The sequence below is a fragment of the Candidatus Nitrososphaera gargensis Ga9.2 genome (assembly GCF_000303155.1).
Lineage (GTDB): Archaea > Thermoproteota > Nitrososphaeria > Nitrososphaerales > Nitrososphaeraceae > Nitrososphaera > Nitrososphaera gargensis.
Window position 1 is genome coordinate 1,884,921 of the sequence record NC_018719.1, and the last position, 24,357, is coordinate 1,909,277.

A 24,357-nucleotide genomic window follows, 5' to 3' on the forward strand; every position below is an offset into this window, starting at 1 on the left:
CACTACCTTTACATTTATCAGTAGAAGTGTTGATACCTTTCTTGCTTCACTACTTCTCCTTTCTGCTTTTGCAGCCGATTCCACAAAAGATGTATTTTTTAGGGCTTTTAAGATGGTTAGACTTGGTACCTTTGTGTTGTAAACACCATTGTACTCCACGTCAAGTTTATAAGCAAATTTCTGTTAGTGTAGTGTGAACTACAGTGTCGAGCTATAGCGGGCTATCATTCCTTTTTTCTTCTTATATTTTTGGGCCTGCCTCGATTATCTCTTTTGACACGTTGCCGAACTTTTCAAAGTTCTTGACAAAGAGTGCCGCCAGCCGCTTGGCTGCCGCATCATAACTGTCCTTGTCTGACCACGTGTTGCGCGGGTCAAGGACTTCATCAGGCACTCCAGGGCACGATGTTGGCATGTCAAGGTTGAATATGGCGTGGTGCTTTACCGGGACACGGTCGATCTCGCCATTAAGGGCGGCAGTCACCATTGCCCTTGTGTAAGCAAGGTTCATCCTCTTGCCAACGCCATATGGCCCGCCTGTCCAACCAGTGTTGATCAGGTAGACGCGTGTGCCGTGCTCTGTCATTTTTTTGCCAAGCATTGCGGCGTATTTTGACGCATGCAGTGGCATGAATGGGGCGCCAAAGCATTGAGAGAACGTCTCTTTTGGCTCTGTAATGCCGCGCTCTGTGCCTGCAAGCTTGCTGGTGTAGCCAGACATAAAGTGATACATCGCGCCCTCTTTTGTCAGTTTTGCAATAGGTGGCATTACGCCAAATGCGTCAGCGGTCAGAAATATTATCACCTTTGGGTGGCCGGCGACGCTTGGGATCACTGCGCCATCGATATAGTCAAGCGGGTAGGCAACGCGCGTGTTTTCAGTCAGACTTCCATCGTCAAAGTCCGGCTCCCTAGTGCCATCACGCATCACGACGTTTTCCATTACAGAGCCAAAGCGGATCGCGTTCCAGATCTGGGGCTCTTTTTCCTTTTTCAGGTTGATGCACTTGGCGTAGCAGCCGCCTTCAAAATTAAAGATGCCGGCGTCAGACCAGCCGTGCTCGTCGTCCCCTACCAGCTGGCGATCCGGGTCTGCCGACAGCGTGGTCTTGCCCGTGCCAGACAGCCCAAAGAACAGCGCCGTGTCTCCAGCCTTGCCGACATTGGCGGAGCAGTGCATTGGAAATACGCCCTTTCTTGGCAGGATAAAGTTCATGATGGAGAACATGGCCTTTTTGATCTCGCCGGCGTACGACGTCGATCCAATGAGCACCAGCTTTTTCTTGAAGTTGATAATGATAAAAGTCTCGGTTCTGGTGCCGACCTCCTCTGGGATGGCTGCAAAGTCGTCGCATGAGAGCAGGGTAAATTCAGGCTTGAAGTTCTCCAGCTCTTCTAGGGTCGGCCTTATGAACAGCTGTCGGGCAAAGAGGTTGTGCCACGCTCTGTTGTTGATAACCCTTATCGGCAGCCTGTTCTCGGGGTCTGCTCCTACAAAGCCGTCAAAGATAAAGAGCTCTTTGTCTTCTATGTGGCTCTTCATCCTGTTGAATATCTTGTCAAAGTTCTCCTCAGAGATCGGGTGGTTGATCTTGCCCCAGTCGACTGTGTCGTGCGTGACTTCGTCGTCGACAATGTATTTGTCATCAGGCGATCTGCCGGTGAACCTGCCGGTCTTGACAGAGAGCGCCCCGGTGGAAGAAAGGATACCTTCCTTTCGATTGATAATTAATTCGACTAATAACGGAACTGACAGGTTGTGATGAACCCTGCCGAGCTTGATATCCATCTCTGCGAGCTGTATCATAGACTTTGTAGTTATAATCTTTGGGTTATCTTCTAGAAGCATATAACTTTAACATTAACTGCAGATTTAATCGATTTAGTGAAATAGCCATAGAAGCAAGTTCTATACTTCGAACTACTCTTTCTTTTTCCTATGCAGACCGGGCGCGGGCAGTTTTTTTCTTGGCTACAGGACCGGTGGTGTAGCGAGACTTGAGCGTCGAAATAAAGCGGTTGATTTCGTCAGGCGTCAGCAGCACCATTTCTACATCAGGAGACAAGCTTTGTGTGAGTGAAAGCTGGTAGCTTAAAAAGATTTTCAGGCTAATCACGCTCCATTTGAGCTTCTCAGGCAAGGTTTTAGCTGTCAGCTGCCAGAAAACGTGGGCGGGCGCAGCTATTGCTGCTTTAGCACCTTCCTTATGTTGCCGGCCTGTTTTGACAGAATTTCAAGAAACTCGGCAAACTCTTCCTCGGTGGCATTGCGCTTGAGCGCGCGCCTTGTCTGGTAGTGGAACGAGTTGTATATGCGCCCAATGGCTATGCCAAACGCAAAGTCGTCTTGGCTGCCGACAGGGATGTGGGCAAGGCTGTGCCTGATCTTTGAAATCTCGTCGATATTTGACACTGTCTCGTCTATCTTGCTAAGCACCGCCTTCTTTACTCTGGCGTCCATCGGTCCCCGATGTAGGTTCATGCTTATGCTCTCTATTAAAATAATCCGTAGCGAGACGAGTTGAGATCTGACAGTAGGTTAAAGTGGACCTTGCCATCGGCGCCCTTGGCTTTTGCCCGCCGGTTGAGCCAGCCGACAAACTTTTGCTCAAGCGAATCTCCCCTGACGGCCAACAGGCCGCTTTCCGGCAGCTGCGCAAGCTGCCTTGCGACCTCCTTGTCGACAGACATGATGTAAAAGTTCCATCCAAAGGTCTGCTCTGCCGAGCTTATGTGAATGGCAGATTCCTCGGCATGAGCCATCATCAGGACCTCGCCCATCAGATCCTCGATCGCCTTAGTGTCCGGCTCTGTTGAGGCAGCCTGCATGACTATGAGCTCAGGGTCGAACTCCAACGCAGTGTATATAGAGCATACAGAGGCTATTTTTGCTCTTTTTTTATCATGCTTGTCAGGTCGATGTTAAAAAATGTCCTTAGTATCCCGACATAGGTCTGGACAGGCGGAGGGATCTTATCTTCGCACGCGACGCCCATATTCCATGCGTTTATCCATATCACCATGCCCTGCAGCATGTTGACAAACCGCCGGTAGTCGCTTGGCACTACTTCGAGCGCGTCAATGTACCGCTCTGCAAGAAGCCACGCGGCGGTAAAGTCTATGCAGTCAGTTCTGTAGATCGCCTTTATCTGCTGCCGAATAGACTTTGCGCGCTTGAACGGCTTTTTGCTGACAAAAAACGGGAAATCCACCCTATCAGGCAGCGTCATGCCAAGCGGCGCCCATATCGTTATCACCCGCGTGTCGTCCCTCAGCTTCTTGAAACGCCTAGTCATTGCATCAACCATTTCCGGGTCGTTGAACCAAAAGAACAGCACAGTAGCGTCTGAAATGTCGGCCTTTCTGATGTCGGCGTTGACTATTTCGGCGTTCTTGATGCCAGCGACCCGTTCTCGCGCCTTGGCAGCCGTCGCCTCGTTGAGCTCGATCCCGACAGACCTCTTTACGCCAAATTCTTCGGCCGCAATCTTGATCGCGTTGCCTTCGCCGCATCCAAGGTGGTAGAATACGTCGCTCTTTTTCAGCTTTGCAAACTTGAATATCCTTCTTATAACATTGTCAGGCAGCGAGACGGCTTCACCTGAGATTATCGCTTGCGGCAATGAGGATAGGAATTCTTCCAGTTCCAACTACTACCTGCTTGATTCCCGTCCGATAATAAAAAGTAAAGTTTGGCCGCGACGCCGTACCAATTATTATAACCCCTTGCTCTACATAATGACATTATGACCGTTCACGCGGAGATCAGCATCGTGCCGCTTGGAAGACACGACACTAGCATGAGCAAGGAAGTGGCCGCTGCATTTGATGCTATTCACAAAATAAAAAATCTCAAAACTAAACTTACGGCGCTTGGGACCCAAGTCGAGGCCAAGAACCTTGACAGCGTGCTTCAGGCGGTAGAGGCTGCTCACGAGGCCGCCAAGTCTGCCGGCGCCAAGCGCGTAATATCCACAGTCAGGATAGACGAGCGCCTAGATAAGGCCCAGACGCTGCAGGACAAAGTAAAATCCGTAAAGCGCAAGCTGAAAAAATAATGGACCAAGATCATGGCTGTAGAATCGACATTCCTGCATGTAATGATTTCACTTGGCATACTGCTTTTTGCCGCTAAGCTGATGGCAGAGCTGTTCCACAGGATCAGGCTGCCGGTGGTGCTTGGCGAGCTCTTGGCAGGCATCATAGTCGGCCCCTTTGCCATAGGCGCCCTGCCGCTCTTTAACGGTGAGCCGCTGGTAATCCTCGACGAGACAGTACGTCATATTGGCGAGATAGCAGCAGTGGTCATACTGTTCGTGGCCGGGCTGCACATTACCCCAAGAGAATTCATGAGGGGAGGGGCGGCCTCGTTCACCGTAGGCTCTCTGGGCGTCGTAGTGCCGTTTTTTGTAGGCCATTATGTGTTCACCGCCTTTGGGCTTGAAGCATTGCAGTCGATGTTGGTCGCGACGGCCCTCACTGCCACCAGCATCGCCATCTCCATACAGGTGTTGACAGAGCTTGGCAGGATGCAGTCAAAAGAAGCCCGGCTCATTCTTGGAGCCGCCATAGTTGACGACATTCTGGCCATAGCCGCGCTTTCCGTGGTAACCACCATGGTGCAGACTGGAAACGTTGCCCCTGACGTCATAGAGATCACCATGCTCATCCTCTACATTCTTGGCATATTCGCCGCGCTGCTTGTCGGCGCGGTGTTCCTTGTCCCAAGGATACTGCACGTGGAGCGGTTATGGAAGTCAAAGGGCAGCATAGAAGGCATGGTGACAGCAGTATTTTTCGCAGCCGCCGGCATTGCCGCGTTTGCGGGCCTGTCGCCTATAGTGGGCGCATTTGCAGTGGGCATGGCTGTTGCAAGCACACGGGTCATAAAGCAGATAGAGGAATACGTGGGCAAGCTTGAGATCATTTTTGCGCCGCTGTTCTTTGCGATTATTGGCGCGCAGGTAGACCTGCGCGGAGTAAACCTTGGCGTCCTCTATATCACAGGCATAATAGTAGCAGTGGCCGTAGTGACAAAGCTTGTTGGCTGCGGGCTGCCTGCGATGATTTTCCTCAGGAACAAGAACAAATCCATGAAGGTGGGCATAGGCATGGTTTCAAGAGGAGAGGTCGGATTGATAGTGGCAGGCGTGGGCGTGTCAGCCGGTGTGCTCTCTGCCGACATTTACACAGCAGTCATCATAATGGTTGCCGCGACTACTATAATCACCCCGATATGGCTCAAGATGGCCTATCGAAAAGACCCTCCAGAGCCGGCGGCAGTAGTAGAAAAACAACATTGATTTTACATCCAAGCTTATAGACAACAAAACAACTCTAGATTTCAAAGCCAAGCAGGATGTCTAGCAGGATGAAAATACTGACCGTGGCGCCAGTCATGGCGGCACATATCAACAAGATGGTCAACACGTTGCGTTGCACATTATGATAGATCTGTTTCCTTCTTAGGCGCTCAATTATATTCATGGATTTTTATTACTTCTTTAATCAAGAGAACATGGTTAATCAGGATGATTGATGCTTTTGCTGTATAGGCTAGCTAGTGTAGAATTCTGATACCCTTAGCTATCTTTATCCACTACTTCTTTTGTTCTTTTGGCAAAACTCACAAAACAATCATAGTCTTCTAACTTGAAGTATCCCATCACTAACTTTACTGTGGGATGTTCGATAGATTGGACGAGTGAGCTTATGGATTTTTGTTCTCTTGTAGAGAGAGTATATTTTTAGCACTTTTTGAAACAGTCGCAATAATAATAACAATTTATGCGACTAAAATCAAAGTTCAGTTTTATTAATTAGTGCTATAGGACCTTTAGTTTGACAAATATACAAGCCCTACTCGCCAGGAGGTGTGCATGAGAGCTGATACAGAACCCGGCTTTCGGGCTTGGGTATCGATGCTTAGAAATTTGTCAACCATCCAGTTATGCAGTTCTCTGCATTGTTACATTTGAAAGTTAAAAAACGAAAATATGAATTAGAGAATTATTTTGAGAGCTGAGAAAGTCAAAGATCGGCCCTTGTAGTCAAATACAGTGGAGCCTGATATGGCGTAGTTAGCACCACAGGAAAAGAGTGTATCATGTACCCATAGAATGTGCCGCAACATTTTACACTGAAAGCTCATATCTCCACATTGTGTTAAGGAATAATCAGTGTTCAAGAAATCAGCCCGTCCGGATATTTGCCAATTATGCTATGACAAGATTCCAGCTAAGGAGCATCAACAACACCTTCTGGAATATCATAAAATAAGCATTGAAGCGATAAACAACAAAGAGCCTCTAAAGTACTGGTTTGGGAATAAAATACCTATATCAGTAAAACGAGAATCTATCAGAAACTTGCTCCAAGTGTCTTAAATTAACGCTTGGAAGGTGCAGCAGCTACATCATGCTCACACTTCTACATATACAGTGCCATTTTCAACTGTCACCTTGTACTTGCCAAGGTCCTTCAGCTTTTGCGGGAACCAGATCATACTGCCTGTGGTGACGTCCCACTTGGCGCCATGCCAAGGGCAGGTCAGCTCTTTTCCATTCAGCTCGCCTTCGTGCAGCTCGGCACCGGCGTGGTTGCAGATGTTGCCAGTGGCATAGTAGTTGCCCCCAATGTTTGCTACCAGTATCTCCTTGCCGCCTGCAGTCACATGAGTCATCTTGCCCTCGCCAATTTCAGAAGCCTTGCCGACCAGTACCTTTGCCATACGCCACATTTTTTGAGGCAGCGGTATTTTAATTTCACTGCCCGGGGAACATTCTTGTTGTGAAACTTGCGAGCTTTTTCAGCGCGTCCGTGCGCTCCTCCCTTTCTATCTCGGCGCCTTCAATCGCACCATAAAGGTAGCGGATCGATTCATCATAGACCTTCCTTGCAATAGGGTATGGCACCCCGTCTTTGCCGCCGTGGGCAAAGCTGTATTTCACGGGGTCGCTCCAGGAAGCCTTGGCTCCGTATATCAGCTCTGCAATGAGCGACAGCGCCCTGACAGTCGCACCGCCTACGCCCGGGATTGAAAGGAGCTCTTCATAGCTGCCCGGCTGGACGTCATAGATTCGCTTGAACAGGGCCCAGTCGAGCCTCCTTGGCATTTCATAGCCAGAAGTGTTGACGACATCAACAACCATATCGCCGCCAAGCCATCGGTCAAGCGTATCTCTGGCAGCCAGCCTATAGACAGATGATTTCAGGTTGTTCGTGTCGCTCTTGGCAAGATCGACGCACACCTTCTGGTTTTCCTGCGATTGAGCAGCCGTCATATCAAGCGCGCAGGGATTCTTTTTTTCGCTGATTATCCCAGTGTGCGGCTCACGCACAAAGTTTTGGACATTGTCAGAGAACCAGTGGTAACGTCGCGCCATCCCGTTCTCAGCGTTCATGCCCTGCTGCACCACCGCCCAGTTGCCACACTTGTCAAAGAGTATGACGTGGTGGTAAAGCGAGTATCCGTCCTGCACGGCCGCGGTATCCACCTTGGCAGCCATTCTGTTCGCGTATAGGAGCGAGTCTATTTTTGCAGAGGAAAGCCCGAAATTTTCTGCTAGCAGCAGTATGTCGGTCTTGGCTGATGTTGATTTCTTGCCCTTGCCGCCTGCAATCGATATGCCGTGGACGTCCAGCTTGAGCGCCTGCTTTAGCACGCCTGAAACGACGGTGGTGACACCGGACGAATGCCAATCAAAGCCAAGCACGCATCCAAATGCTTGAAACCACAGCGGATCGGACAGCCGCCTCAGGAACTCCACCTGCCCGTACTCGTCAATTATCACCTTGGACATTGCATGCGACATGCGGATCATCCGCCGGACGAGGTACGCCGGCGCACGGCCAGTGTGGAGTGGCAGGTTGATGAACGGAGCCCTTTGCAACTCACTCGCCCTTGAGAAAAAGCCGCAACTTTTCTTTTGCAAGCGGGTCTACAGGAGTGAACCTAAGGTGGAGGCCGCAGCACGGGCAATGGGTGTTGCTGCACCTTAGGTAGACTTCGCACCTGCGGCAGTACCTCAACCCCTGCTGGTATGGGTTCTGAATCCTGCCTCCGCCGGGGACCAGCCTTATGCATATGTTCTTGCAGGTCAATTTAACTATGCAGAGGCGGCGCAAGGGCGCTTATAACTAGACCAGCACGGTGGGGGGAGGGAGGGTATGGGTATATACATAATATGCCCTGTGCCCCCATAGGAGGCAGTAAAATGCGCGCTGTCGTTATTGTAGTGCTAGCATCAGCCGGGCTTTTGGGCAGCGTGCTAGATGCCATAACAGGCATGATAGTGGAATACGGCTACCCTGCAGTCTTTGCGGCAGCGTTCATCGAGGTGATGTTCCCACCGATCCCAAGCGAGGTAATCTTTCCGCTTGTAGGCTTTGTCGCGCAGAGCAGCGGGTTTGGGCTTGGTAACGCAATTGGCATGGCGGCGACAGGGGCACTTGGCTCGACGGCTGGCGCAATATTGATCTATTTCGTGTCCATGAAAGTCGGGCGCGCAGCCATCGTGCGGTTTGGCAGGCGCGTCAGGGTTAGCGAGCGCGAGATCGAAAAAGCAGAGAGATGGTTTGCAAGGTATGGGCCTATCGCAGTGTTTACAGGGAGGATGGTGCCCGGCGTCCGGGAAATAATCTCAATCCCAGCGGGCATCGGCCGGATGAACTTCGTAAAGTTCGTCACCTACACGTTTGCCGGCTCGCTTGTGTGGTGTGTTGTCCTGACGCTTGTAGGCTATTATCTTGGCGAGGCGTGGAGCAGGTTTTCAGAGCAGATCTCATCCACGTTTACAATCGTCAGCGTCATTGTTATTGCAGGCATTGTCGCCGGCATCGCTGTATGGTACGACAGGCGCAAGAAGGCGCCTGCAAAGAGCAGCGACTAGACGGCAGCGACTTTCATAAGAAGGCAGAGCAGTGCCTTTTGCACGTGCAGCCTGTTTTCGGCTTCCTGCCACACCACCGACGATCTACTGTCGATCACGTCGGCCGTCACTTCCATGCCTCGCTTTGCAGGCAGGCAGTGCATGAATATCGCGTCCTTTTTCGCAAGCTTCATGATGTCAGAGCTGACCTGGTACTTTGGCAGAAAGGTCGCCTCCCTAGTTGCGCGCTCGCCCTCCTTGCCTATCGACACAAAAGTGTCTGTCACCACAATGTCGGCGTCCTTTGCAGCCGCAGCCGGGTCTTCGGTTATCGCAATGTCGGCGCCAGTCTTTATGCCCTCTGACTTGGCCAGCTTCACCACTTCTTCAAGCGGCTCGTAGCCCTTTGGGCAGGCGGCAGTCATGCTGATGCCGGTCTTGGCACAGCCAAGCAAAAGGTCGTTGCACACGTTGTCCCCGTCCCCGAGCCACGCAAGGCTCAGCCCCTTCATCTTTTTCTTGTGCTCCTGTATCGTCAGAAGGTCTGCAAGAATCTGGCATGGGTGGAACTCGTCAGAGAGACCGTTAATGACTGGAATAGAGGCATACTCGGCAAGCGTCTGGACATCCTTGTGGTCGTATACGCGCGCCATTATGCAGTCCAAATATAGCGACAATGTTTTGGCCGTGTCCTGAATGGTCTCGCCCCGTGAGAGCTGGATGTCGCTTGCGCTGAGATACACGGCGTCCCCGCCGAGTTGGTATGTACCAACTTCAAAGCTCACCCTCGTGCGTGTAGAGGGCTTTTGGAATATCATGCCAAGCGTTTTTCCGCGCAAAAGAGGCCGCGCCTTGCCTCTCTTTTGCTCGCGCTTGAGCTTGGCTGCAAGTGTCAGAATCGAATTGATTTCCTGCGTGCTCAGGTCGGCGATGCTGAGTACGTCCTTTTTACTTAAGGAGGTCTTCAATGTCTTCATCTGTTAGGTATATTACCTTGTCTTCTTGCTCACCAGTGCCTTTATCTTCTTTGCGCTTCTTTTTCTCTTCCTCTTCTTCCTCCAGCCTTGCCCTCTCCTCCTCTTCTCTTGCCCGCTCTTCTTCTTCCCGACAGCGCTTTTCTTCCTCCTCTTTCTTCTTGCGATCATCGTCGGTCTTTTTCTTGCCGCCAAAGAGGCTGAACCTGCTCTTCTTTTCCTTTGGTGGTTCTTCGATCTTTGGTGACAGTGGAGGCTCCTCTTGTTCTTTTTCTCTTTCAGACTGGGGCGGAGGCAGAGTGTATTCTACTATCTTTGGTGCGGGCTTTGGTTCCTCGCGGATTACTGGCTTGGGAGCAGACTTTTCTTGAACCGGTGGCTGCACCGGTGGGGCAACAATGGCAGGGCGCGGCTTTTCCACGGGCTTTGGCGGCGGGAGTTCTTCTTCCTTTTCCTCAACCACCGGCGCTTCTGGAGCTTTGGCCGGCTCTGGCGCTCTCGGCATCGACATCAGGTTTTCAACGCTTACCTCGCCGACGCTTCCAAACAGAGACTCGATGAACTTGTCTGGGTCAAATGGGATAATGTCATCATAGCCCTGCCCGACGCCAATATAGGCGATCGGCTTTGAAGTAATGTGCGCGATCGAAATCGCGGCTCCCCCCTTTGCGTCCGCGTCTATCTTGGTCAATATCGCGCCATCAAAATTAGTATACTGGAAAAACTCCCTTGCCTGGTTTATGGTGTCGTTGCCGGCAAGCGAGTCGCCTATGAATAGCTTTACATCCGGCTTGACCACCCTGACGATCTTGCCCATCTCGTCCATCAGATTCTTTGAGGTCTGCATCCTCCCTGCCGTGTCCATCAGGACCACATCAATAAAGTTCTTCTTGGCGTGCTCGTATGCGTCGCGCCCTACGGACGATGGGTCGGCCCCATACCTCTGCTTGACTATCTTTAGCGACAACCTGTTCGTGTGCTGCTCCAACTGCTCTATCGCACCCGCCCTGTGTGTGTCGCCTGCAGCCACGACCACTGTAAAGCCGGCCTTGCGCAGCAGGTTTGCAACCTTGGCCACCGTAGTGGTCTTGCCTGTTCCGTTGATGCCAAGGAAAACAATGACAAACGGCCCCGCCTTGGCGTCCTTTTTCGCCTTTATCTTTTCAGTCAGGTCGAGCCTGCCTGCTCGTGCAAATATCTCGGCGACTGCGGCCTGCAGCTTTGATTGGACTACTTGGGTCGCATCCTGATTTTTTTCGAGCTTTAGCCCGAGAAGCTCATTTTTCAGCTTTTTAGACAGGTCGTCGACCACTTCCTGCGCCACGTCGCTTTCCAAAAGCGCGATCTGGAGGTCCAGCAGCGCGTCGTCAAGGACCTGCTCCGTGAGCTCTTTTTGGCCGATCCCTTTTGCCGCACTTGAAAATGCCTTTTTCAGCTTGTCAAACATTGGCTTTCAACCAAAAGCTTTAGCCGGGTTGCTGCTGTTGGGCGGCCCGTATCATCTGGTTGATCTGCGCCTGCATCTGTTCCATGCGCATGGCTATCTCTTGCCTCTGCGCATCTAGCTGCCTTGCCGCCACCTCGTACTCCTTTATTCTGGATTCAACGTAATTGAGGGCGTCTTCGCGGCTCTTTTCAAGTGCAACGCCGGCACCAAGGTTCACAACCACCTTCTTTATCGGCGGCACTGTGGTCTTGACGTAGACCCCAACTCCAACTGGCATCAGCGACTCGATTTCAGACTCGGAAGTGATGTTCTGAATGGTAGTCGAAGCCAAGCGGGCTTCCTCCATTAACCTGCTTACCGTCACTTGGCGCGTCATGATATCGTTCATGTACGCTTCAAGGATCCTTGACTGCTGAACCATCTCGTTGATCCTCTGCTCCACTGCAGCCAATTCATACTGCCTGGAAGGATCGCTGGCTGAACTCATATCAGCCTCACTGCGTCTGTTAGATTTTTAAAGCTTTAGATTCTGGACACCTTCAGCATGTCGGCCATCCTGACCTCCATGCCGTAGCGCTCTTCCTCGCTCTTCATGTGCTGGTATATCTTGAGCATGTCCATCCCATGCCTGACCATGCGGAACTTGCCTGCTATCTTTAGCTGGATGAACTTGAAGACAAGCGAATAAATCTTGAATTTTTCAAGCACCGCCTCCCTATAGGCCCGCATGTCGTGCATGTTCCTGATGAACAGCTCGGCGCACCAAGTTGACGGGATTATGCCTTCGCCCAAGAGCGGGTAGACTGTGCCTATCGACTCGCCTACGCCTACTGACTTTTTGCCGTCAGTGAATGGCTCGCAGCTTGCCGGTGGTGTGAGCCTTACAGGCCGGCCGACTTTTTTTATCACTTCGCAGTCGTACTTGTTCAAGAATTCATCTACAAAGTGGTTATGATTCTTCATAAAGTCGCCGGCTCCAATGTGGGCATAGCCGTTGCCAAGCGGAAAGTACCAGAAATACCCGGACATTGAAGGAAATGACTTTAGGTAAAAGTCGTCAAAGGGCTCTTTGCCCGGTTGGTAGCGGACCTTGTATTGCACGCAGGGTATCCACATCTCGTTGCCCACCCTTGGCAGGTAGTTGCGATGAAAGCCGGTCGAATCGATAATGATGTCAAAGTCCGGCTCAAGCTCGTCTTTTCTGGGAGCCCTGCCAAACTTAATTTCCGTCCCCTTTATCATGTCCTGTATCAGCCGCAGCTTGTCGTAGCTTACCATGCCGCGGAGCTTGATGTCTACGCTGTCTTTGCTTCCGAGGTCTACTATCATGTGCTGGCCGTCATGCAGGACATAGTCGTCGAAATTGAGGCCGCAGTTTTTCGCAAGTCCGGCCATCACATTTTCGCACGTCGCCCAGGCGCATACTGCATCGTGTTGGTCCTGCGGCATCCGCTCAAAGCCCACCACTTGGTTGTCGTGATCGTCGCTCAGCCTGTTCATGAGGTACGCGCCGGCAACTCCGATCCCGACAACTGCGATCTTCATCTTCTTTGGTTATATCCTGCCAAGGGATGCCATAAAAACATAACATTATCTAACGGCTGAGCCTAGTTCTGATGTTGTCGTCGTCAAAGAAAAAGAAGGCAATGCAGATGTCCGGCTTTGCCCGCATAGGCATCAGCCTTTTGATAATTGGCGCGCTGCTGGCCGCGTTTGGCCAGTATAACGGAAGGGAGGCAGTTGCGATCTTTGGCGTGGTGATGGTGGCCTGTGGTTTTGTACTATACATGGCCGCGTCTATTGTTGCAAAGAGGAGGGCCCACGTGTAAAGTAGTACAACACATTTATCTTGATATGGCCTTTAGTGTTGTTGGCGTCATGGTCAAGATCGCCGTTGGCGAGGATGACGTGATAATAACGCTTGACACCAAGGAAAAGCTCTTGGCTGTAAAGCGCAAAGTGGCGATACCCAAGGAAAGTATTGTTTCCCCTTCAACTGAAAGGGCAAAGCCGTCGTAGCTTTCATTCAAGACGGGCACGCATGTTCCAAAAGGTTCATGGCAGGGACGTTCTGGACCAGAAAAGGCAAGGCGTTCTACTACGTCAGGGATTTTTCAAAGTGCATCACCCTGCACCCGAAGGATCATGAATACTCCAAGGTGGTTGTAGAAGTTGACGACAAGGAAGCCGTTGCAAAGGAACTGAAAAAGGCGCTGTGATTTCTTCTATCTATTCCATATACACTGCTGGCTTGAACGGCCTTGCAGATCTCGCTTTTGACTTAGGGTCATATTTTGAAGCATCCTCTTCAGAGTAGACCACGATCTGCGCCTTGTTGATGTCAGCGGACAGCAGCGACGCAGCGTCCTTTATGGCAGCTGCTTCGTCAAACGCTGTCAAGTTGAGCCTCCTGTTACGTGCCTCAAGTGGTGTTGACAGGATGTCTTCCATCATTTTCTGCACCATCTTGGGGTCAGTTTTTGCCTTTGCAGTTTCAGGGTTTGCGATCAGCTGCTTCATTATTTCCCCAAAGTTGGTCTTGCCGGCCAAGATGTTTGCAAGTATCGCCCGGTAGACCTGCGCCTTCCACCCAGCTGAAGTATATATTGCGACCTTGGAGGGCGTTATCTTTGTCACCTTTACAATGTTCTGAAGATCAGTAAGCAGGCTTGAAATCAAAAACTCTGACTCTTCTGCGACCGGGTCTATCTTGTCCTCATTGATTGCTGGCCAGCCTGCAGCAGTTATTGACTGATCATTGTGGTTACCCATGCGCTCCCACACTTCTTCTGCAGTAAAAGGAGCAAACGGCGCAAGCATCCTGACCTGAACATCAAGGAACTCTGCAAGAGTGCCGGTGACGTTTTCGCGGCCCTTGGCAGCAGTTCTTTTCAAATACCACTGGAGGTCCTGCTCTAGCGAGTACAGGATGTTATGTATTGCTTCCCTCACCCTCAGCCTGTCCATCGACGCCGCTGTCTCAGCTATTGCGCGCTGGAGCCGGCTGGCAAGCCACCTGTCTTCCAGCTCTGCGCCGGCGGCTGCCTGTTGATTTTTGCATTTCTCAGCCATTTCAAAGATGCCGAGCAGTTTTGACCGTATGCCCCTGACAGTATCAAATGAAAAGTCGGCATCCTGCAGTATCTCGGCCGACACCAGCATTGCAAGCCGGATGGTGTCTGCGCCGTGCTCCCTTATGGCGGCTCGAAGCGGGATGATGTTGCCAAGTGACTTGCTCATCTTTTTGCCCTCCATCAGCACAGAACCATTGACCACTATTTGCTGCGGCCACTTTTCTTTTTCAAATATCGCGACGTGGTTGAAGATAAAGAACGTAAGGTGGTTTGGCACAAGGTCGCGCCCAGAGTGGCGCGAGTCTACAGGATAAAAGTAGCTGAACTCTTTCCTTATCTGCTCTACCGTCGAAGCGGGCACCTTGCATTCTTTGGCGACCTGATCGGCGTTGCCGATGCCAAGCAGGACATAGTCAAAGAACGCGTCAGTGATGCTGTTGTCATTATCACTCAGCATTTTATTGTTAACGTATTTGGCAATGACATAGTATGCCATGTAAATGACCGAGTCTGAAAGGCTCTCGATTATCCACTCTTGGTCCCACGGCAGCTTGGTGCCAAGGCCGGACTTTCTTGCGCACGCCCGCTCGCGCAGCCAGTCTATTACATAGTCGAATTCCTGCCGTATGTCCTGCGGCACAATATCCATCTTGGACGCGCATTCGTGCGCCAGCCTCTTCCATTCCTTGTCGCTATAATTCAGGAACCACTGGTCGCTTAGCAGCTTGACTACGCATTCCGCGCCGCATCTGCACCTGACAGGCTTGTTAACAAGTTCATACATCGTGTCTGCAGCACCGGACTGCACGATGTCCTGCTTGACCTCGTTCTTTGCCACGGCGACTGCCATGCCCGCAAACCTGCCTGTGTTTTCCAGCATTTTGCCCTTGTAGAACTCATGGGAGTAGAGGTCGCTTGTCGCCTTTTCGAGCTTGGCGTCATTCTGGCCGGTCGCGCCCACCTGCTCGATCGCTTGCCCTGCTGGCACGCCGGTGTATCCTTCTGACTCGATTATTATTATTGGATCGACATTTATGGAAATGCCAAACTCTTGCTGTGTCTTTTTGTCCTTTTTCAAGTCTTCAAGCGCCTGATAGTCGTACGGCGCGTGTGCCGGGACTGACATGACAATGCCGGTGCCACTGTCAGCCTCAACAAACGACGCAGGGTATACTGGAACCGTTGCATTGTTGACAGGGTTGATGGCGCTCTGGCCTATGAGCTCTTTTCCCCTAACCATCTTCATAATTTCGACATTGTGGTTGAGGAATTCCAGTTTTCTTGCCGCCTGCCTGCTCACAATCCACTCTTCGCCATCTACTCTTGCTTGAACGTAATCGATGTCAGGGTTGACCCACATGTTGGTGACTCCAAAGAGCGTCTCCGGCCGGAGCGTCGCTGCCGGCAGGATGATGTTGTTGTTGCCGTCACCTGATCTGAATTTGACGACGGTATATTCGTTGAAATCCGGCTCGACGTCGCCCATGGTGTCGTGCTGACTCACAGGGTTCTGGTCACGAGGACACCAGCCGACCGGGTGCGACCCCTGCACAATCAGCCCCTTTTTGCGCAGCGTGTGGAACTGCCAGGAGATGAACTTGGAATACATCCTGTCAATGGTAGTGAACTCGCGCCGCCAGTCGATCGAGTATCCCATCTCCTTCATGCCGGCCTTGATCTCATTGTGGAAGTAGCTTGCTATCTTGACCGGCTCGACAAACGTGGAGATGACATCGTCAGACAGCTTGTAGATTCTGTGGAACGTGTCCATCAGTTCGGCATCGCCGGCGGCCACCCTGCGCGACATCCCAAGGATCGGTGTCCCGGTGTAGTGGAATCCCATCGGGAATAGGACGTTGTAGCCCTTCATCCTCATGTAGCGGGCGTGCGCGTCGGCAAGCGTGTATGTCCTGCCGTGGCCTATGTGCTGGGGAGAGTTTGGGTACGGGTAGGCCACGGTGACGAAATACTTTTTTCTGCCATCTTTTGGGTCGGCCTCAAAGAGCTTTTGCGCCTCCCACCTCTTGATCCATTTTTCTTCTATGAATCCCCAGTCAATCAAGAATGTCATTTCTCTTATTTTGCAGCCTCTTCTTCAGCCAGCAATAACGCTTCCTTTATTCTGTCCTTTGACCTGCCGCCGCCCTGCCCAAAGCGGTCGTCACCGCCGCCAGAGCCGCCGAGCTTGGCAGAGACCTGCTTTGCAACCGCGCCGGCCTTGACCTTCTTGCGCGCGGCTTCGCCGGCAAACACAATGACCCTGATGCCCTGCCCCTTTGACACGAGCGCGACGTACAACAACTGCTTGTCAAGCTCGATCGCCTTTTCGCCAACAGCAATGTGATAATCCTCGTCAAGCTCTTCGTCGTAGGTGCTATGCAGGTGGACGCCAGAGCCAAGCTTCTTTGCTTTGTCCGAAATGTCCTTTGCTATTGGGCCTGCAACTACCCTCAGCATCGTCCTCACCTTCTTCTTTGCCGCTTCGGCTTCCTCCATCGACTTGTTGAACGACTCGACCACTTTTTCTCTGCTGGAGCCCAGCTTCTGCGCTATGGATGCCAGCTGGCTGTCCAGCTGCTGCATATAATTGACCGCCGCCTCGCCGGCGACAAATTCCAGCCTGACGACTCCGTCCTGGATCCTCTCTGACTTGACAATCTTGACCAGCCCGATCTCGCCCGTGCTTTTTACGTGCGTGCCCCCGCAGGCTTCGATATCCCATCCCTCGATGTTGACTATTCTCACATTGCTTGTCGGGACGACGCCGCCTTGGTATATTCTGAAGGTGAACTCTTGCTCGGCCTCTCCCCGGTCGTAGGTCTTGATTATGACTGGATGGTTTTCCCTGATGACGCGGTTTGCCGCATGCTCGATCTTTTGTACTTCCTCCTTGGCAAGCGCGGAATGGTGCGTGATGTCAAGCCTGCCATAGCCCTCCTCCTTGAAGGCAGAGTTCTGCCACACCCAAGACCCAAGTGTGTTCCTTGACGCAGAGTTGAGCACGTGCGTCGCGGTATGGTGCTTTGTGATAAGGTCGCGTCGGCGTGCATTCACCTTTGCGTGCACGCTCTGGCCCTCTGCAAGCTTGTTGTTATTGCCCTCTATCCTGTGAATAACAATGTCTGCCTGCTTGGTCACTTCGACCACCTTGGTGTCCTCGATTTCGCCGGTGTCCGGCTCCTGCCCTCCGCCCCTTGGGTAGAACGCCGTCTGGTCAAGGATGACATACTTGCTGTCCACGACCTTGATGACCTTGGCGTGGAATTCCCTCATTGTTTCGTCTTCATAGTAGAGCAGCTTTGTAGGCGGCAGTCCTTCAAGGCCGCGGATGGGCTTTGCTGTCTGGCCTGCTGCCAGGTTGGTATGGAGCTCGGCTAGCTTTGTATAGAACGTCGATGGGACGCCCTGTATTACCCCCTGCTCTACCAAAAAGTCAGGGGTTATGCCATCTGAATCGTAAAGCCTGATAAGGTCGTCCACTGACAGCTCGCCCTTTTTGCTTGTCTTGAGCAACATGGCTACAGAGTTCATGCGCTCACGGGAGCTGGTGTACCTGCCTGCCTCTAATTGCAGGATTGTCCTGACGTCCTGCCGATACTCTTCAAGCTCAGGGTACATTTGTTTCAGGTAGTCGACGTGCATGTCGGCAATGTCTTCTACCCTGACGTTCTTCCATCCAAGCCTCTCAAGCATCGACAGCGCTCTGCGCAGGATCACGCGGAGGTTGTAGCCGCCTCCCACGTTTGACGGGAGCGCGCCGTCAGAGATTGCAAACAGCAGCGTCCTAACATGGTCGGCTACTGTGTAGATCGCTTCATGCGGCGCGACCAGCCTTGCAAGTTTTTCTTCATCGATCTTCATTTCCCTTGCAATGAGCGATCGTAGCTCCCGGACGCTTGTCGTGTGATCAAGCTTGGAAGACACTGCTTCGAAATACCTTGACAATACGTCGCCGCCATTGTCTGTGCCTGTGATGTCCCTTAATTTGTCCACTACTGGCCCAAAGCAGCAGTCATAGCTTGTTGGCGTCCCCATTGTTATCCACGAAAAGCGCTCAAGGCCAGCTCCCATGTCTATTATCTTGTTTGGCATGACGCGGTAGTCGTTCTCGTTGCCCTCAAATTCGGTGAACACTGCATTACCAAGCTCTAGACCGCGTACGAAATATTCAAGCGAGTAGCCAAAGGCTCCAGCCCCCATCCACACGTCTTCGACAAATGTTATTTCCTCCGGCTTTATCCCAAGCCCTTTTGTAAGCATGCCATAGTCAAGGTCGATGCACTTGTCCTTCCAGTAGCCGCCAGGCGCATCGGCGTTGCAGGTCTGGCCTATCATGCAAAAGCCGGTGTAGTGCCTACCAGACAGACCGACGTTTTCAATGTCATTGAACCGGAGGCACATCTGCGGAACCACGAGAGGGTTTGCAGGCAGCTCAAACACAACCTGATTGCCGACAACACGCTGGAAATCAACTATCGATGCTATCGTAAAGTAGAGGTCTTCGCGCCACCGGCACACGACAGGGTAGCGCCGGACTATGGTGTGGTCGTTTGCGCGGAAGAACTTGTCCACTTCTTTCCACGCGCTGACATAGTCGAGCCGCTTGCTTGTCGGCGGCTTGCTGATAAAGCTGTAATTCTCGTGATCTGGGCAGAACTGCCTCCCGTCGTTAAGCGTCCAGAAGAATTTTTCGCACTTGCCGCACTTCCTGCGCGCAAAGCCCATCTTGTCAAATAGTGATACTTTGTAGTACCTATCCGGATTCGATGAAAATAGCGCTGCCAGTTCCTTCTTGCCCAATTTTTTTGCTGCTATCTTGTCTTGAGATACGGTATTAATGCTTTCGTCAACAAGAGACAGATAAAAGAAGGAAAAAAGGTCGGTCAGGCTTTGAGCGAGTTTTCGATGAACTTTAGGTACGCCTCTTTTGGGGCCGCGCCTATCGTCCTTGCAACCTCTTTGCCGCCTTTGAACAGGATAAGCGATGGGATCGACTGGACTCCATACTTCATTGCGATCTGCTGGTTCTCATCCACGTTCAGCTTGGCTACCTTGACCTTGCCGGCCAAGATCTTGCCGATCTGCTCTACTGCTGGCCCTACCATCCTGCAGGGTCCGCACCACTCTGCCCAAAAGTCCACGAAAACGGGCAGGTCCGACCTAAGCACTTCGGCGTCCCAAGTCTTTGTAGTAACGTGGGTGACGCTGTTGCTGTCTGTCTTGCTTTCCATAGGCAGAATTGTGCAGAATGGTATTTTATATTTTGTCAAATGGCAAAGCCGCAGTGCCCCAGCGCTTCCTCTGCCAAACGCTCGATCGTGCCGTTCCTGTTAACCACATAGTGGCGGTACTCAAACGAGCCGCTGACAAAGTTCAGCTGGACATCATAACTATCGCCCAAGCTGGTCACGGTCAGCTCCTTTACCGCAGACGTTTTGTTGTTGTCTTCTTCTTTGATGCATTGCTCCGCCCACCTATCATACTGGTCCTTGGTGATAACAAACTGCTTGTTGCCCTGCTCGCCTGATAGCACTATGTCAAAGTACATCACATATTCTGCCGCCTGCGTGGGCGATGCAATATCAAACAGCGACTGCGCGTTTGGGTGGTATTCGTCTATTATCGTCGACCCTGCGCCAGAGAAATAAAATGATCGGTAAAAGTAGCCTGGCGGCCCTTGGCCACAAGGGATCCGATACACTGTCTCTTTTGGTTCAAGGTATGCAAAGACCACCTCAAGTGGCACCCAGCCCTCTCTTCCGACTCCGCCGCAAACCTGCCTTGCAATTTCCCTAACATATTCGACACTAAAGCCTTAAACCGGAATGAATTTGGGCAGTCCAAATTTCCCAGAGGTGGTCCCATTGTACGGAAAAGCAACTTCCAGGGGGCCTCTGCTATCATAGATTGCAAAACCTGTAATGGTTGCAGTTGCTGCTGCAGTAGCAGCAGCTGTAGCTATTATCATTATCGCTGTTTTATTCGATTAGCCGAACCGGCCGCTGGTGCCGACTGCGACAAACTCGGCTATGAGCTTGATTACAAAGGCGACGCCGCCTACCGTGAGCATGCCCAGAACAACGAGCCGCAGATGCTGTGAATAGTCCTCCCTGCTGGTCTTTTTTGCCAGCCTGAGGGTCTGGATCATTTCTGAAATCTTGCGCTCGATGAGTGACAAGTCATGGTTGGAGGGGCGCCTGCGTTATATAAAACATCTGTCGCTTTCTTACCTTGAAAGCGACGACTGCTGGACCGTGTAGAGAGGCTCTTTCTCGGTCCTCTGCATCTCGACGAACGTCTCAGTATTCTGTATTCCTTCTATCTTGCCGATGCGCTCTATGACGACATTGTGGAGCTCTTCCAGCGTATGTGCGCTTACGCTCACTATCATGTCGAACCTGCCGGTGACTTCTGAGAGCGACCTGACCTCCGGTATCTTCATCAGCTCAGAATGGATGGGCTCCTTCAGCTTGGGGTCGCGGTTGATTCCGACTGTAGCCTTGACGTTTATGCCGAGCATGTTTTCATTAACAACAACCGTGAATTTCTTGACCAGGCTGCGTTTTGTCAAGCGCTTTATCCTACTGTAAAGGACGGAAGCATTAACATTTAGTTTCTTGCTCAGCCTTGGCACAGAGATGCTCGCGTCACGGGTGAGTTCAGACAATATCCGCATATCAAGCTCGTCAAACTTGTGCATATCCGTCTAACGTAGCGAGCCTGTGTTAATAAATGTAATTCTAACTGATTCCATGTCTAAAAAGCAATTCCTTAGGTTGCAACGCGGCGAATCCTGAAAAACTTATGATGCAGCGAGCAACAACATGTGCAAAGATCCACTCAACATGTTCGGTCTAGGCATAAAACGCAAGACGGCAGCAGCTATTAAGGCCCCATTTTTTATTGAAATCATTGCCACATTGTATTCCCAATTGTAGGACTTATCGTGCCACAGAATCTGATGCGAGATGCTTTAAATATCAAACAGCTGCATCTAACCACTATACGCCGGAAAAATTTGCTTGATAAGGACACATCAAGTGTATAGCTTCTATCGGGAGAATAGTTTGCATACTGGCGGCATTTGTCCTTGTTATTGGAATTGCCGATTATGTGATTGTAATAGGTCCGGGTGAGGATTCTGTTATAGGCTGTTCATCAATATCTTTGCACACAAGATTTTAGAAGGATTAATTGTCCAAGGGCAAGTCAGTTTCCAGCCATATACCGCAGCTATATTGATCCCGATCAGTGTGCTATTTTGGACATCATTAGGGGCAATATTTTACGTAATTGCCCGCTCTGCCGGAATGGGAGAAACCAAAGTAAGAGAAATGGAGAGCGACTAACTCATCGTCATGAAAAAATAGCACAAGTTCACAGCATAGGATAATACGTGGCAGTAAGCCATTGAGTTAGCTTTGTAGCTTCTACTAAATTTTGACGGTTAGAGGAAAATAACTCCCTACCTTTGGAGAAAACCATCCATAGTCCAATAATCATAATAACAATAGGTTGTCTGCTATGCCGCTCTGCAGGAGAAGACCGTCACAGGCGGTACATGCATACATAGGAGGAACAAGCACTAATAGTTTGTGAAAGTTCAATGCTTGTCTATCTCAGGTTATCTTCATGAAATATTTGGATACCAGAATATAATGTTCCAGACAACATGACATATTCATCATGAAAAAATCGATTAGAGCTCGTCGTACTCGATAACATTATATAATTTGCAAGCCGGGTTTCTTGTGTATAGAGATGTTCAGCAGGGGAGGAATCAAGCCCGGCGAGTATGTTTTCGTAGTGCAAAAGGAGGGGAACTTTAGCAGAATAATTATAGGCCGCATTCAGTCGGTGAACGGCAGCAGGGTACACGTCGTCGGCACGCATGTCAGGCCCATCGGTCTCATTGAACGGATACAGGCAGGAAGGGCTGGCGGGCGACCTATGGAGATAATCAACAACCCCGACCCCAACAACTGTATCTTTATGCTCATTGACAGGGTAGAGACTGGCAGGTTCAACGAAGAAGTGGATCAGGCCACCTCCCGGGTCATATGGATAAACGAGAACAGGTACCTTGTGCTGGATGGCTGGATAAAGGAGAATTTTCCAGAAATTTTTGCAGCCGCGCTCTCAGCCGAGACTGCCGAGGCAAGGGCTCAGGCGCGCCAGACGCTCATTGAAAAGATGAACTCGCTTTACGAGCGTGACCTAAAGGATCACGTTTACGCCGTTGCAAGAAGCGCCAAGATACTGTGATAATACGAGATCGCAAGACATAAGTTTGAGCTGGCTCCAACTGTACTTGTGTCGTTTTTCGGTTCTTCAAGTGGCGGCCCCAGCTTTGACAAGAAAAAGTACGAGCACCTGACGCTTGCCATCAAGCAAACTGTGCTAGAGCGTGCGCGCAACCGCTGCCAAAAGTGCGGAGTAAAATTCACACCGAGCGTCCAGCCTCAGTTTGAGCACATTAACGGCTCGAAAAAGGATAATCGGCCGATAAACCTGCGCGCATTGTGCCCGGAATGCTTCAAGGAGGTCGAAGAAAAGGAAAGGAAAAACAAGGGCATGTTTGGCGGTATGCGGAGCGTCCTCAGGCGGATACCTGTCGATCTGGACAAATAGGCGAGCTGGCCGGCCGGCTGGCAGAATAGTCTATAAATATCATCATCTAGAATTACTGATCCTGAAATGGGCAAAGTTGTGATGCAGCTTGTCTGCGACACATGCGGTAAGGTGCTTCTGGAAAAGCCTGGTGTGAGCGAGGAAAGGTTCCCGATAACAAGCGAAGAAGCCCAGCAGCTGGACAAGGATCACAGAGGGCACGAATGCCACATCGAGGCAGTAGAAAAAGACCAGTGACTGACCTAGAGTTTTAGACCAAAAGAATCTGCAATTTCTGCGAATTGCTGGTACCTGCGCAAATAGTCCCTGCCACGGGAAGTAATGGTATAGATGCGCTGCCCTTCCTGTACCTGCTCGTCTATCAGGCCTGCCTCCATCAGCTTTAGCGCCACATTTGCAAGCCTGCTGTACGACAGGTTAGCCTTCCTCAATAGAGCTGTCAGGTTGACGCCTCCCGTCCCTGACTCGTCTGCTATCCGCAGTACGTCCCCTACAATCTTGACGCTATTGCGGTATACATCGCCCATTCCAATCTCTAGCAAGCAGGCAGTTTGTAATAAGCATTACGTAGGTAGCAATACAGACAGAAAATATAGAGATGGATTGGACTTTTTTATCCAATCTCATAGACTACTGCTACAGTTGCAGTTACTGTTTGCTCGCCAGGTATTATAGGGGTTGCCACGCTCTTTGCAGCAGCATCTGTTGCAAGCGATAGCGAAAGCGGTGTCACTGGAGGATTGCCAAGATCAAAGAGGCTAGCTGCCTTGACCCCTGTTATTTCCACGTCCAGCGCCCGAGCCAGAGCTTCTGCCTTGTCCCTTGCGTTATCAACTGCCTGCTGTGTCAGGTCTGCCCGTATATTGTCCAGCTTTTCTTCAGATATTGTAAATGACAGGCTGTCCACCCTGTTTGCGCTGGCTCTAACCGCTGCGTCAATCCATTCAGATACGTTTGACAGGTTCGAGCTCTCTACCATTATTGAATTGGTAACTGTGTATCCAGTCAGCTCTTGTGCGCCAAATTCGGTATAGTTGTAGTTTGGAGATATGCTAAAGTATGCAGTGCGCGTCTCGTTTTCCTGTACGCCGGCATTCTCCAGAGCAGCGATCACTGAGTCCATTTTCTCAGAGTTTTTCTTCAGAGCGGCGCCGGCAGTTTCGTCGACCGTCTCTACCGCAAAAGCGGCTGTAACCCTGTCAGGCTTGACTCTTTCTGTCGCCGTGCCAGTCACAACTATGGTGTTGTTCGCATCAGGTATCGCGGAGGTGGATTGTGCGGGATCATAAGAGGGCGACACTTGAGCAGAAACAGCGCTTGCCATCATTGCAATGACAGTGAGTGCGACTAATGGTAGTATT

At 51.1% G+C, this 24,357-nt stretch carries 30 protein-coding genes; 9 read left to right on the top strand and 21 right to left on the bottom strand.

Going from position 1 to position 24,357, the window contains the following annotated elements; all coding sequences use genetic code 11:
• Positions 1 to 241: 241 nt before the first annotated feature.
• The 5 genes from pckA to NGAR_RS11370 form a co-directional block, all read right to left on the bottom strand.
• Positions 242 to 1,849 (bottom strand): phosphoenolpyruvate carboxykinase (ATP), encoded by a 1,608-nt coding sequence (gene pckA, locus NGAR_RS11355; protein ID WP_015019883.1) that lies wholly within the window; start codon positions 1,847 to 1,849, stop codon positions 242 to 244.
• 88 nt (positions 1,850 to 1,937) lie between these two features.
• Complete coding sequence (locus NGAR_RS18840) at positions 1,938 to 2,066, bottom strand: hypothetical protein (RefSeq protein WP_266190244.1); 129 nt, start codon at positions 2,064 to 2,066, stop codon at positions 1,938 to 1,940.
• Between the two features lie 116 nt (positions 2,067 to 2,182).
• A complete protein-coding gene (locus tag NGAR_RS11360; protein WP_148681360.1) occupies positions 2,183 to 2,482 on the bottom strand; it encodes a hypothetical protein in 300 nt (99 codons plus the stop codon).
• A 14-nt stretch (positions 2,483 to 2,496) separates the two neighbouring features.
• Positions 2,497 to 2,856 carry a hypothetical protein gene (locus NGAR_RS11365; RefSeq protein WP_015019886.1) on the bottom strand — a complete coding sequence of 120 codons (360 nt, stop codon included), beginning with the start codon at positions 2,854 to 2,856 and terminating at the stop codon, positions 2,497 to 2,499.
• A 26-nt stretch (positions 2,857 to 2,882) separates the two neighbouring features.
• Positions 2,883 to 3,650, bottom strand: a complete 768-nt coding sequence (locus tag NGAR_RS11370; RefSeq protein WP_015019887.1) for a methyltransferase domain-containing protein — start codon at positions 3,648 to 3,650, stop codon at positions 2,883 to 2,885.
• Between the two features lie 96 nt (positions 3,651 to 3,746).
• Between NGAR_RS11370 and NGAR_RS11375 the strand changes: the two genes are divergently transcribed.
• Both NGAR_RS11375 and NGAR_RS11380 read left to right on the top strand, forming a co-directional pair.
• Positions 3,747 to 4,058, top strand: coding sequence for an MTH1187 family thiamine-binding protein (locus NGAR_RS11375; RefSeq protein WP_015019888.1), 312 nt, complete (start codon positions 3,747 to 3,749; stop codon positions 4,056 to 4,058).
• A gap of 12 nt (positions 4,059 to 4,070) precedes the next feature.
• The gene (locus NGAR_RS11380; protein WP_015019889.1) at positions 4,071 to 5,303 is read left to right on the top strand and encodes a cation:proton antiporter; all 1,233 of its coding nucleotides are present in this window, start codon (positions 4,071 to 4,073) and stop codon (positions 5,301 to 5,303) included.
• A gap of 1,118 nt (positions 5,304 to 6,421) precedes the next feature.
• Here NGAR_RS11380 and NGAR_RS11385 read toward each other — a convergent pair.
• The 3 genes from NGAR_RS11385 to NGAR_RS11395 are packed head-to-tail and all read right to left on the bottom strand — an operon-like array spanning position 6,422 to position 8,103.
• Positions 6,422 to 6,730 carry a Rieske (2Fe-2S) protein gene (locus NGAR_RS11385; RefSeq protein ID WP_015019891.1) on the bottom strand — a complete coding sequence of 103 codons (309 nt, stop codon included), beginning with the start codon at positions 6,728 to 6,730 and terminating at the stop codon, positions 6,422 to 6,424.
• A gap of 34 nt (positions 6,731 to 6,764) precedes the next feature.
• Positions 6,765 to 7,892 carry a DUF763 domain-containing protein gene (locus NGAR_RS11390; protein WP_187147481.1) on the bottom strand — a complete coding sequence of 376 codons (1,128 nt, stop codon included), beginning with the start codon at positions 7,890 to 7,892 and terminating at the stop codon, positions 6,765 to 6,767.
• A gap of 1 nt (position 7,893) precedes the next feature.
• Positions 7,894 to 8,103 carry a hypothetical protein gene (locus NGAR_RS11395; RefSeq protein WP_148681362.1) on the bottom strand — a complete coding sequence of 70 codons (210 nt, stop codon included), beginning with the start codon at positions 8,101 to 8,103 and terminating at the stop codon, positions 7,894 to 7,896.
• 113 nt (positions 8,104 to 8,216) lie between these two features.
• Here NGAR_RS11395 and NGAR_RS11400 point away from each other — a divergent pair, with 113 nt between their 5' ends.
• Positions 8,217 to 8,891, top strand: a complete 675-nt coding sequence (locus NGAR_RS11400) for a DedA family protein (protein WP_015019893.1) — start codon at positions 8,217 to 8,219, stop codon at positions 8,889 to 8,891.
• Here the strand turns inward: NGAR_RS11400 and argF are convergent.
• From argF to NGAR_RS11420, 4 genes are read right to left on the bottom strand one after another with little or no spacing between them, the layout of a single operon-like run.
• Positions 8,888 to 9,847 carry an ornithine carbamoyltransferase gene (gene argF / locus NGAR_RS11405; protein ID WP_148681364.1) on the bottom strand — a complete coding sequence of 320 codons (960 nt, stop codon included), beginning with the start codon at positions 9,845 to 9,847 and terminating at the stop codon, positions 8,888 to 8,890. The two genes, NGAR_RS11400 and argF, sit on opposite strands and share 4 nt — an antisense overlap.
• Positions 9,819 to 11,291, bottom strand: coding sequence for a signal recognition particle-docking protein FtsY (ftsY, locus tag NGAR_RS11410; protein WP_015019895.1), 1,473 nt, complete (start codon positions 11,289 to 11,291; stop codon positions 9,819 to 9,821). The genes argF and ftsY overlap by 29 nt, the downstream gene beginning before the upstream one ends.
• Before the next feature lie 19 nt (positions 11,292 to 11,310).
• Positions 11,311 to 11,778, bottom strand: coding sequence for a prefoldin subunit alpha (gene pfdA / locus NGAR_RS11415; protein ID WP_148681365.1), 468 nt, complete (start codon positions 11,776 to 11,778; stop codon positions 11,311 to 11,313).
• Positions 11,779 to 11,813: 35 nt separating this feature from the next.
• Positions 11,814 to 12,836: an NAD(P)/FAD-dependent oxidoreductase gene (locus tag NGAR_RS11420; protein WP_015019897.1), complete on the bottom strand. Its 1,023-nt coding sequence runs from the start codon at positions 12,834 to 12,836 to the stop codon at positions 11,814 to 11,816.
• 71 nt (positions 12,837 to 12,907) lie between these two features.
• Between NGAR_RS11420 and NGAR_RS11425 the strand changes: the two genes are divergently transcribed.
• Genes NGAR_RS11425 through NGAR_RS17670 form a run of 3 tightly spaced genes read left to right on the top strand, consistent with a single transcriptional unit; the run spans position 12,908 to position 13,510 of the window.
• Positions 12,908 to 13,120 (top strand): hypothetical protein, encoded by a 213-nt coding sequence (locus NGAR_RS11425; protein WP_148681366.1) that lies wholly within the window; start codon positions 12,908 to 12,910, stop codon positions 13,118 to 13,120.
• Positions 13,121 to 13,145: 25 nt separating this feature from the next.
• Positions 13,146 to 13,310 carry a hypothetical protein gene (locus NGAR_RS17665; RefSeq protein ID WP_015019898.1) on the top strand — a complete coding sequence of 55 codons (165 nt, stop codon included), beginning with the start codon at positions 13,146 to 13,148 and terminating at the stop codon, positions 13,308 to 13,310.
• A gap of 38 nt (positions 13,311 to 13,348) precedes the next feature.
• Complete coding sequence (locus NGAR_RS17670) at positions 13,349 to 13,510, top strand: hypothetical protein (protein WP_187147482.1); 162 nt, start codon at positions 13,349 to 13,351, stop codon at positions 13,508 to 13,510.
• Positions 13,511 to 13,520: 10 nt separating this feature from the next.
• On the opposite strand, the gene leuS is transcribed toward NGAR_RS17670, so the two are convergent.
• The 7 genes from leuS to NGAR_RS11455 all read right to left on the bottom strand — a co-directional run bounded on the left by leuS (position 13,521) and on the right by NGAR_RS11455 (position 21,065).
• Entirely contained in the window at positions 13,521 to 16,436 is a 2,916-nt protein-coding gene (gene leuS, locus NGAR_RS11430) for a leucine--tRNA ligase (RefSeq protein ID WP_015019899.1), read from the bottom strand.
• A gap of 5 nt (positions 16,437 to 16,441) precedes the next feature.
• On the bottom strand, positions 16,442 to 19,165 hold the full coding sequence (gene alaS / locus NGAR_RS11435) for an alanine--tRNA ligase (protein WP_015019900.1): 2,724 nt from the start codon (positions 19,163 to 19,165) through the stop codon (positions 16,442 to 16,444).
• 83 nt (positions 19,166 to 19,248) lie between these two features.
• Complete coding sequence (gene trxA / locus NGAR_RS11440) at positions 19,249 to 19,596, bottom strand: thioredoxin (RefSeq protein ID WP_148681367.1); 348 nt, start codon at positions 19,594 to 19,596, stop codon at positions 19,249 to 19,251.
• A gap of 35 nt (positions 19,597 to 19,631) precedes the next feature.
• Positions 19,632 to 20,111, bottom strand: a complete 480-nt coding sequence (locus NGAR_RS11445) for a hypothetical protein (protein WP_015019902.1) — start codon at positions 20,109 to 20,111, stop codon at positions 19,632 to 19,634.
• A gap of 69 nt (positions 20,112 to 20,180) precedes the next feature.
• Positions 20,181 to 20,333, bottom strand: coding sequence for a hypothetical protein (locus tag NGAR_RS18485; protein ID WP_228369165.1), 153 nt, complete (start codon positions 20,331 to 20,333; stop codon positions 20,181 to 20,183).
• 18 nt (positions 20,334 to 20,351) lie between these two features.
• Positions 20,352 to 20,543, bottom strand: a complete 192-nt coding sequence (locus NGAR_RS11450) for a SecE/sec61-gamma family protein translocase subunit (RefSeq protein WP_228369166.1) — start codon at positions 20,541 to 20,543, stop codon at positions 20,352 to 20,354.
• Positions 20,544 to 20,591: 48 nt separating this feature from the next.
• On the bottom strand, positions 20,592 to 21,065 hold the full coding sequence (locus tag NGAR_RS11455; RefSeq protein WP_148681368.1) for an Lrp/AsnC family transcriptional regulator: 474 nt from the start codon (positions 21,063 to 21,065) through the stop codon (positions 20,592 to 20,594).
• Positions 21,066 to 22,126: 1,061 nt separating this feature from the next.
• On the opposite strand from NGAR_RS11455, the gene NGAR_RS11460 reads away from it, so the two are divergent.
• From NGAR_RS11460 to NGAR_RS17675, 3 genes are all read left to right on the top strand, one after another.
• Positions 22,127 to 22,630, top strand: coding sequence for a hypothetical protein (locus NGAR_RS11460; protein ID WP_015019904.1), 504 nt, complete (start codon positions 22,127 to 22,129; stop codon positions 22,628 to 22,630).
• 48 nt (positions 22,631 to 22,678) lie between these two features.
• Positions 22,679 to 22,996 carry an HNH endonuclease gene (locus tag NGAR_RS11465; RefSeq protein ID WP_015019905.1) on the top strand — a complete coding sequence of 106 codons (318 nt, stop codon included), beginning with the start codon at positions 22,679 to 22,681 and terminating at the stop codon, positions 22,994 to 22,996.
• A 66-nt stretch (positions 22,997 to 23,062) separates the two neighbouring features.
• Positions 23,063 to 23,233 (top strand): hypothetical protein, encoded by a 171-nt coding sequence (locus NGAR_RS17675; RefSeq protein WP_015019906.1) that lies wholly within the window; start codon positions 23,063 to 23,065, stop codon positions 23,231 to 23,233.
• Between the two features lie 5 nt (positions 23,234 to 23,238).
• Here the strand turns inward: NGAR_RS17675 and NGAR_RS11470 are convergent, their stop codons facing one another.
• The gene (locus NGAR_RS11470; protein ID WP_187147483.1) at positions 23,239 to 23,523 is read right to left on the bottom strand and encodes a winged helix-turn-helix domain-containing protein; all 285 of its coding nucleotides are present in this window, start codon (positions 23,521 to 23,523) and stop codon (positions 23,239 to 23,241) included.
• Positions 23,524 to 23,609: 86 nt separating this feature from the next.
• Positions 23,610 to 24,323, bottom strand: coding sequence for an SIMPL domain-containing protein (locus NGAR_RS11475; RefSeq protein WP_187147484.1), 714 nt, complete (start codon positions 24,321 to 24,323; stop codon positions 23,610 to 23,612).
• Between the last annotated feature and the right edge of the window lie 34 nt (positions 24,324 to 24,357).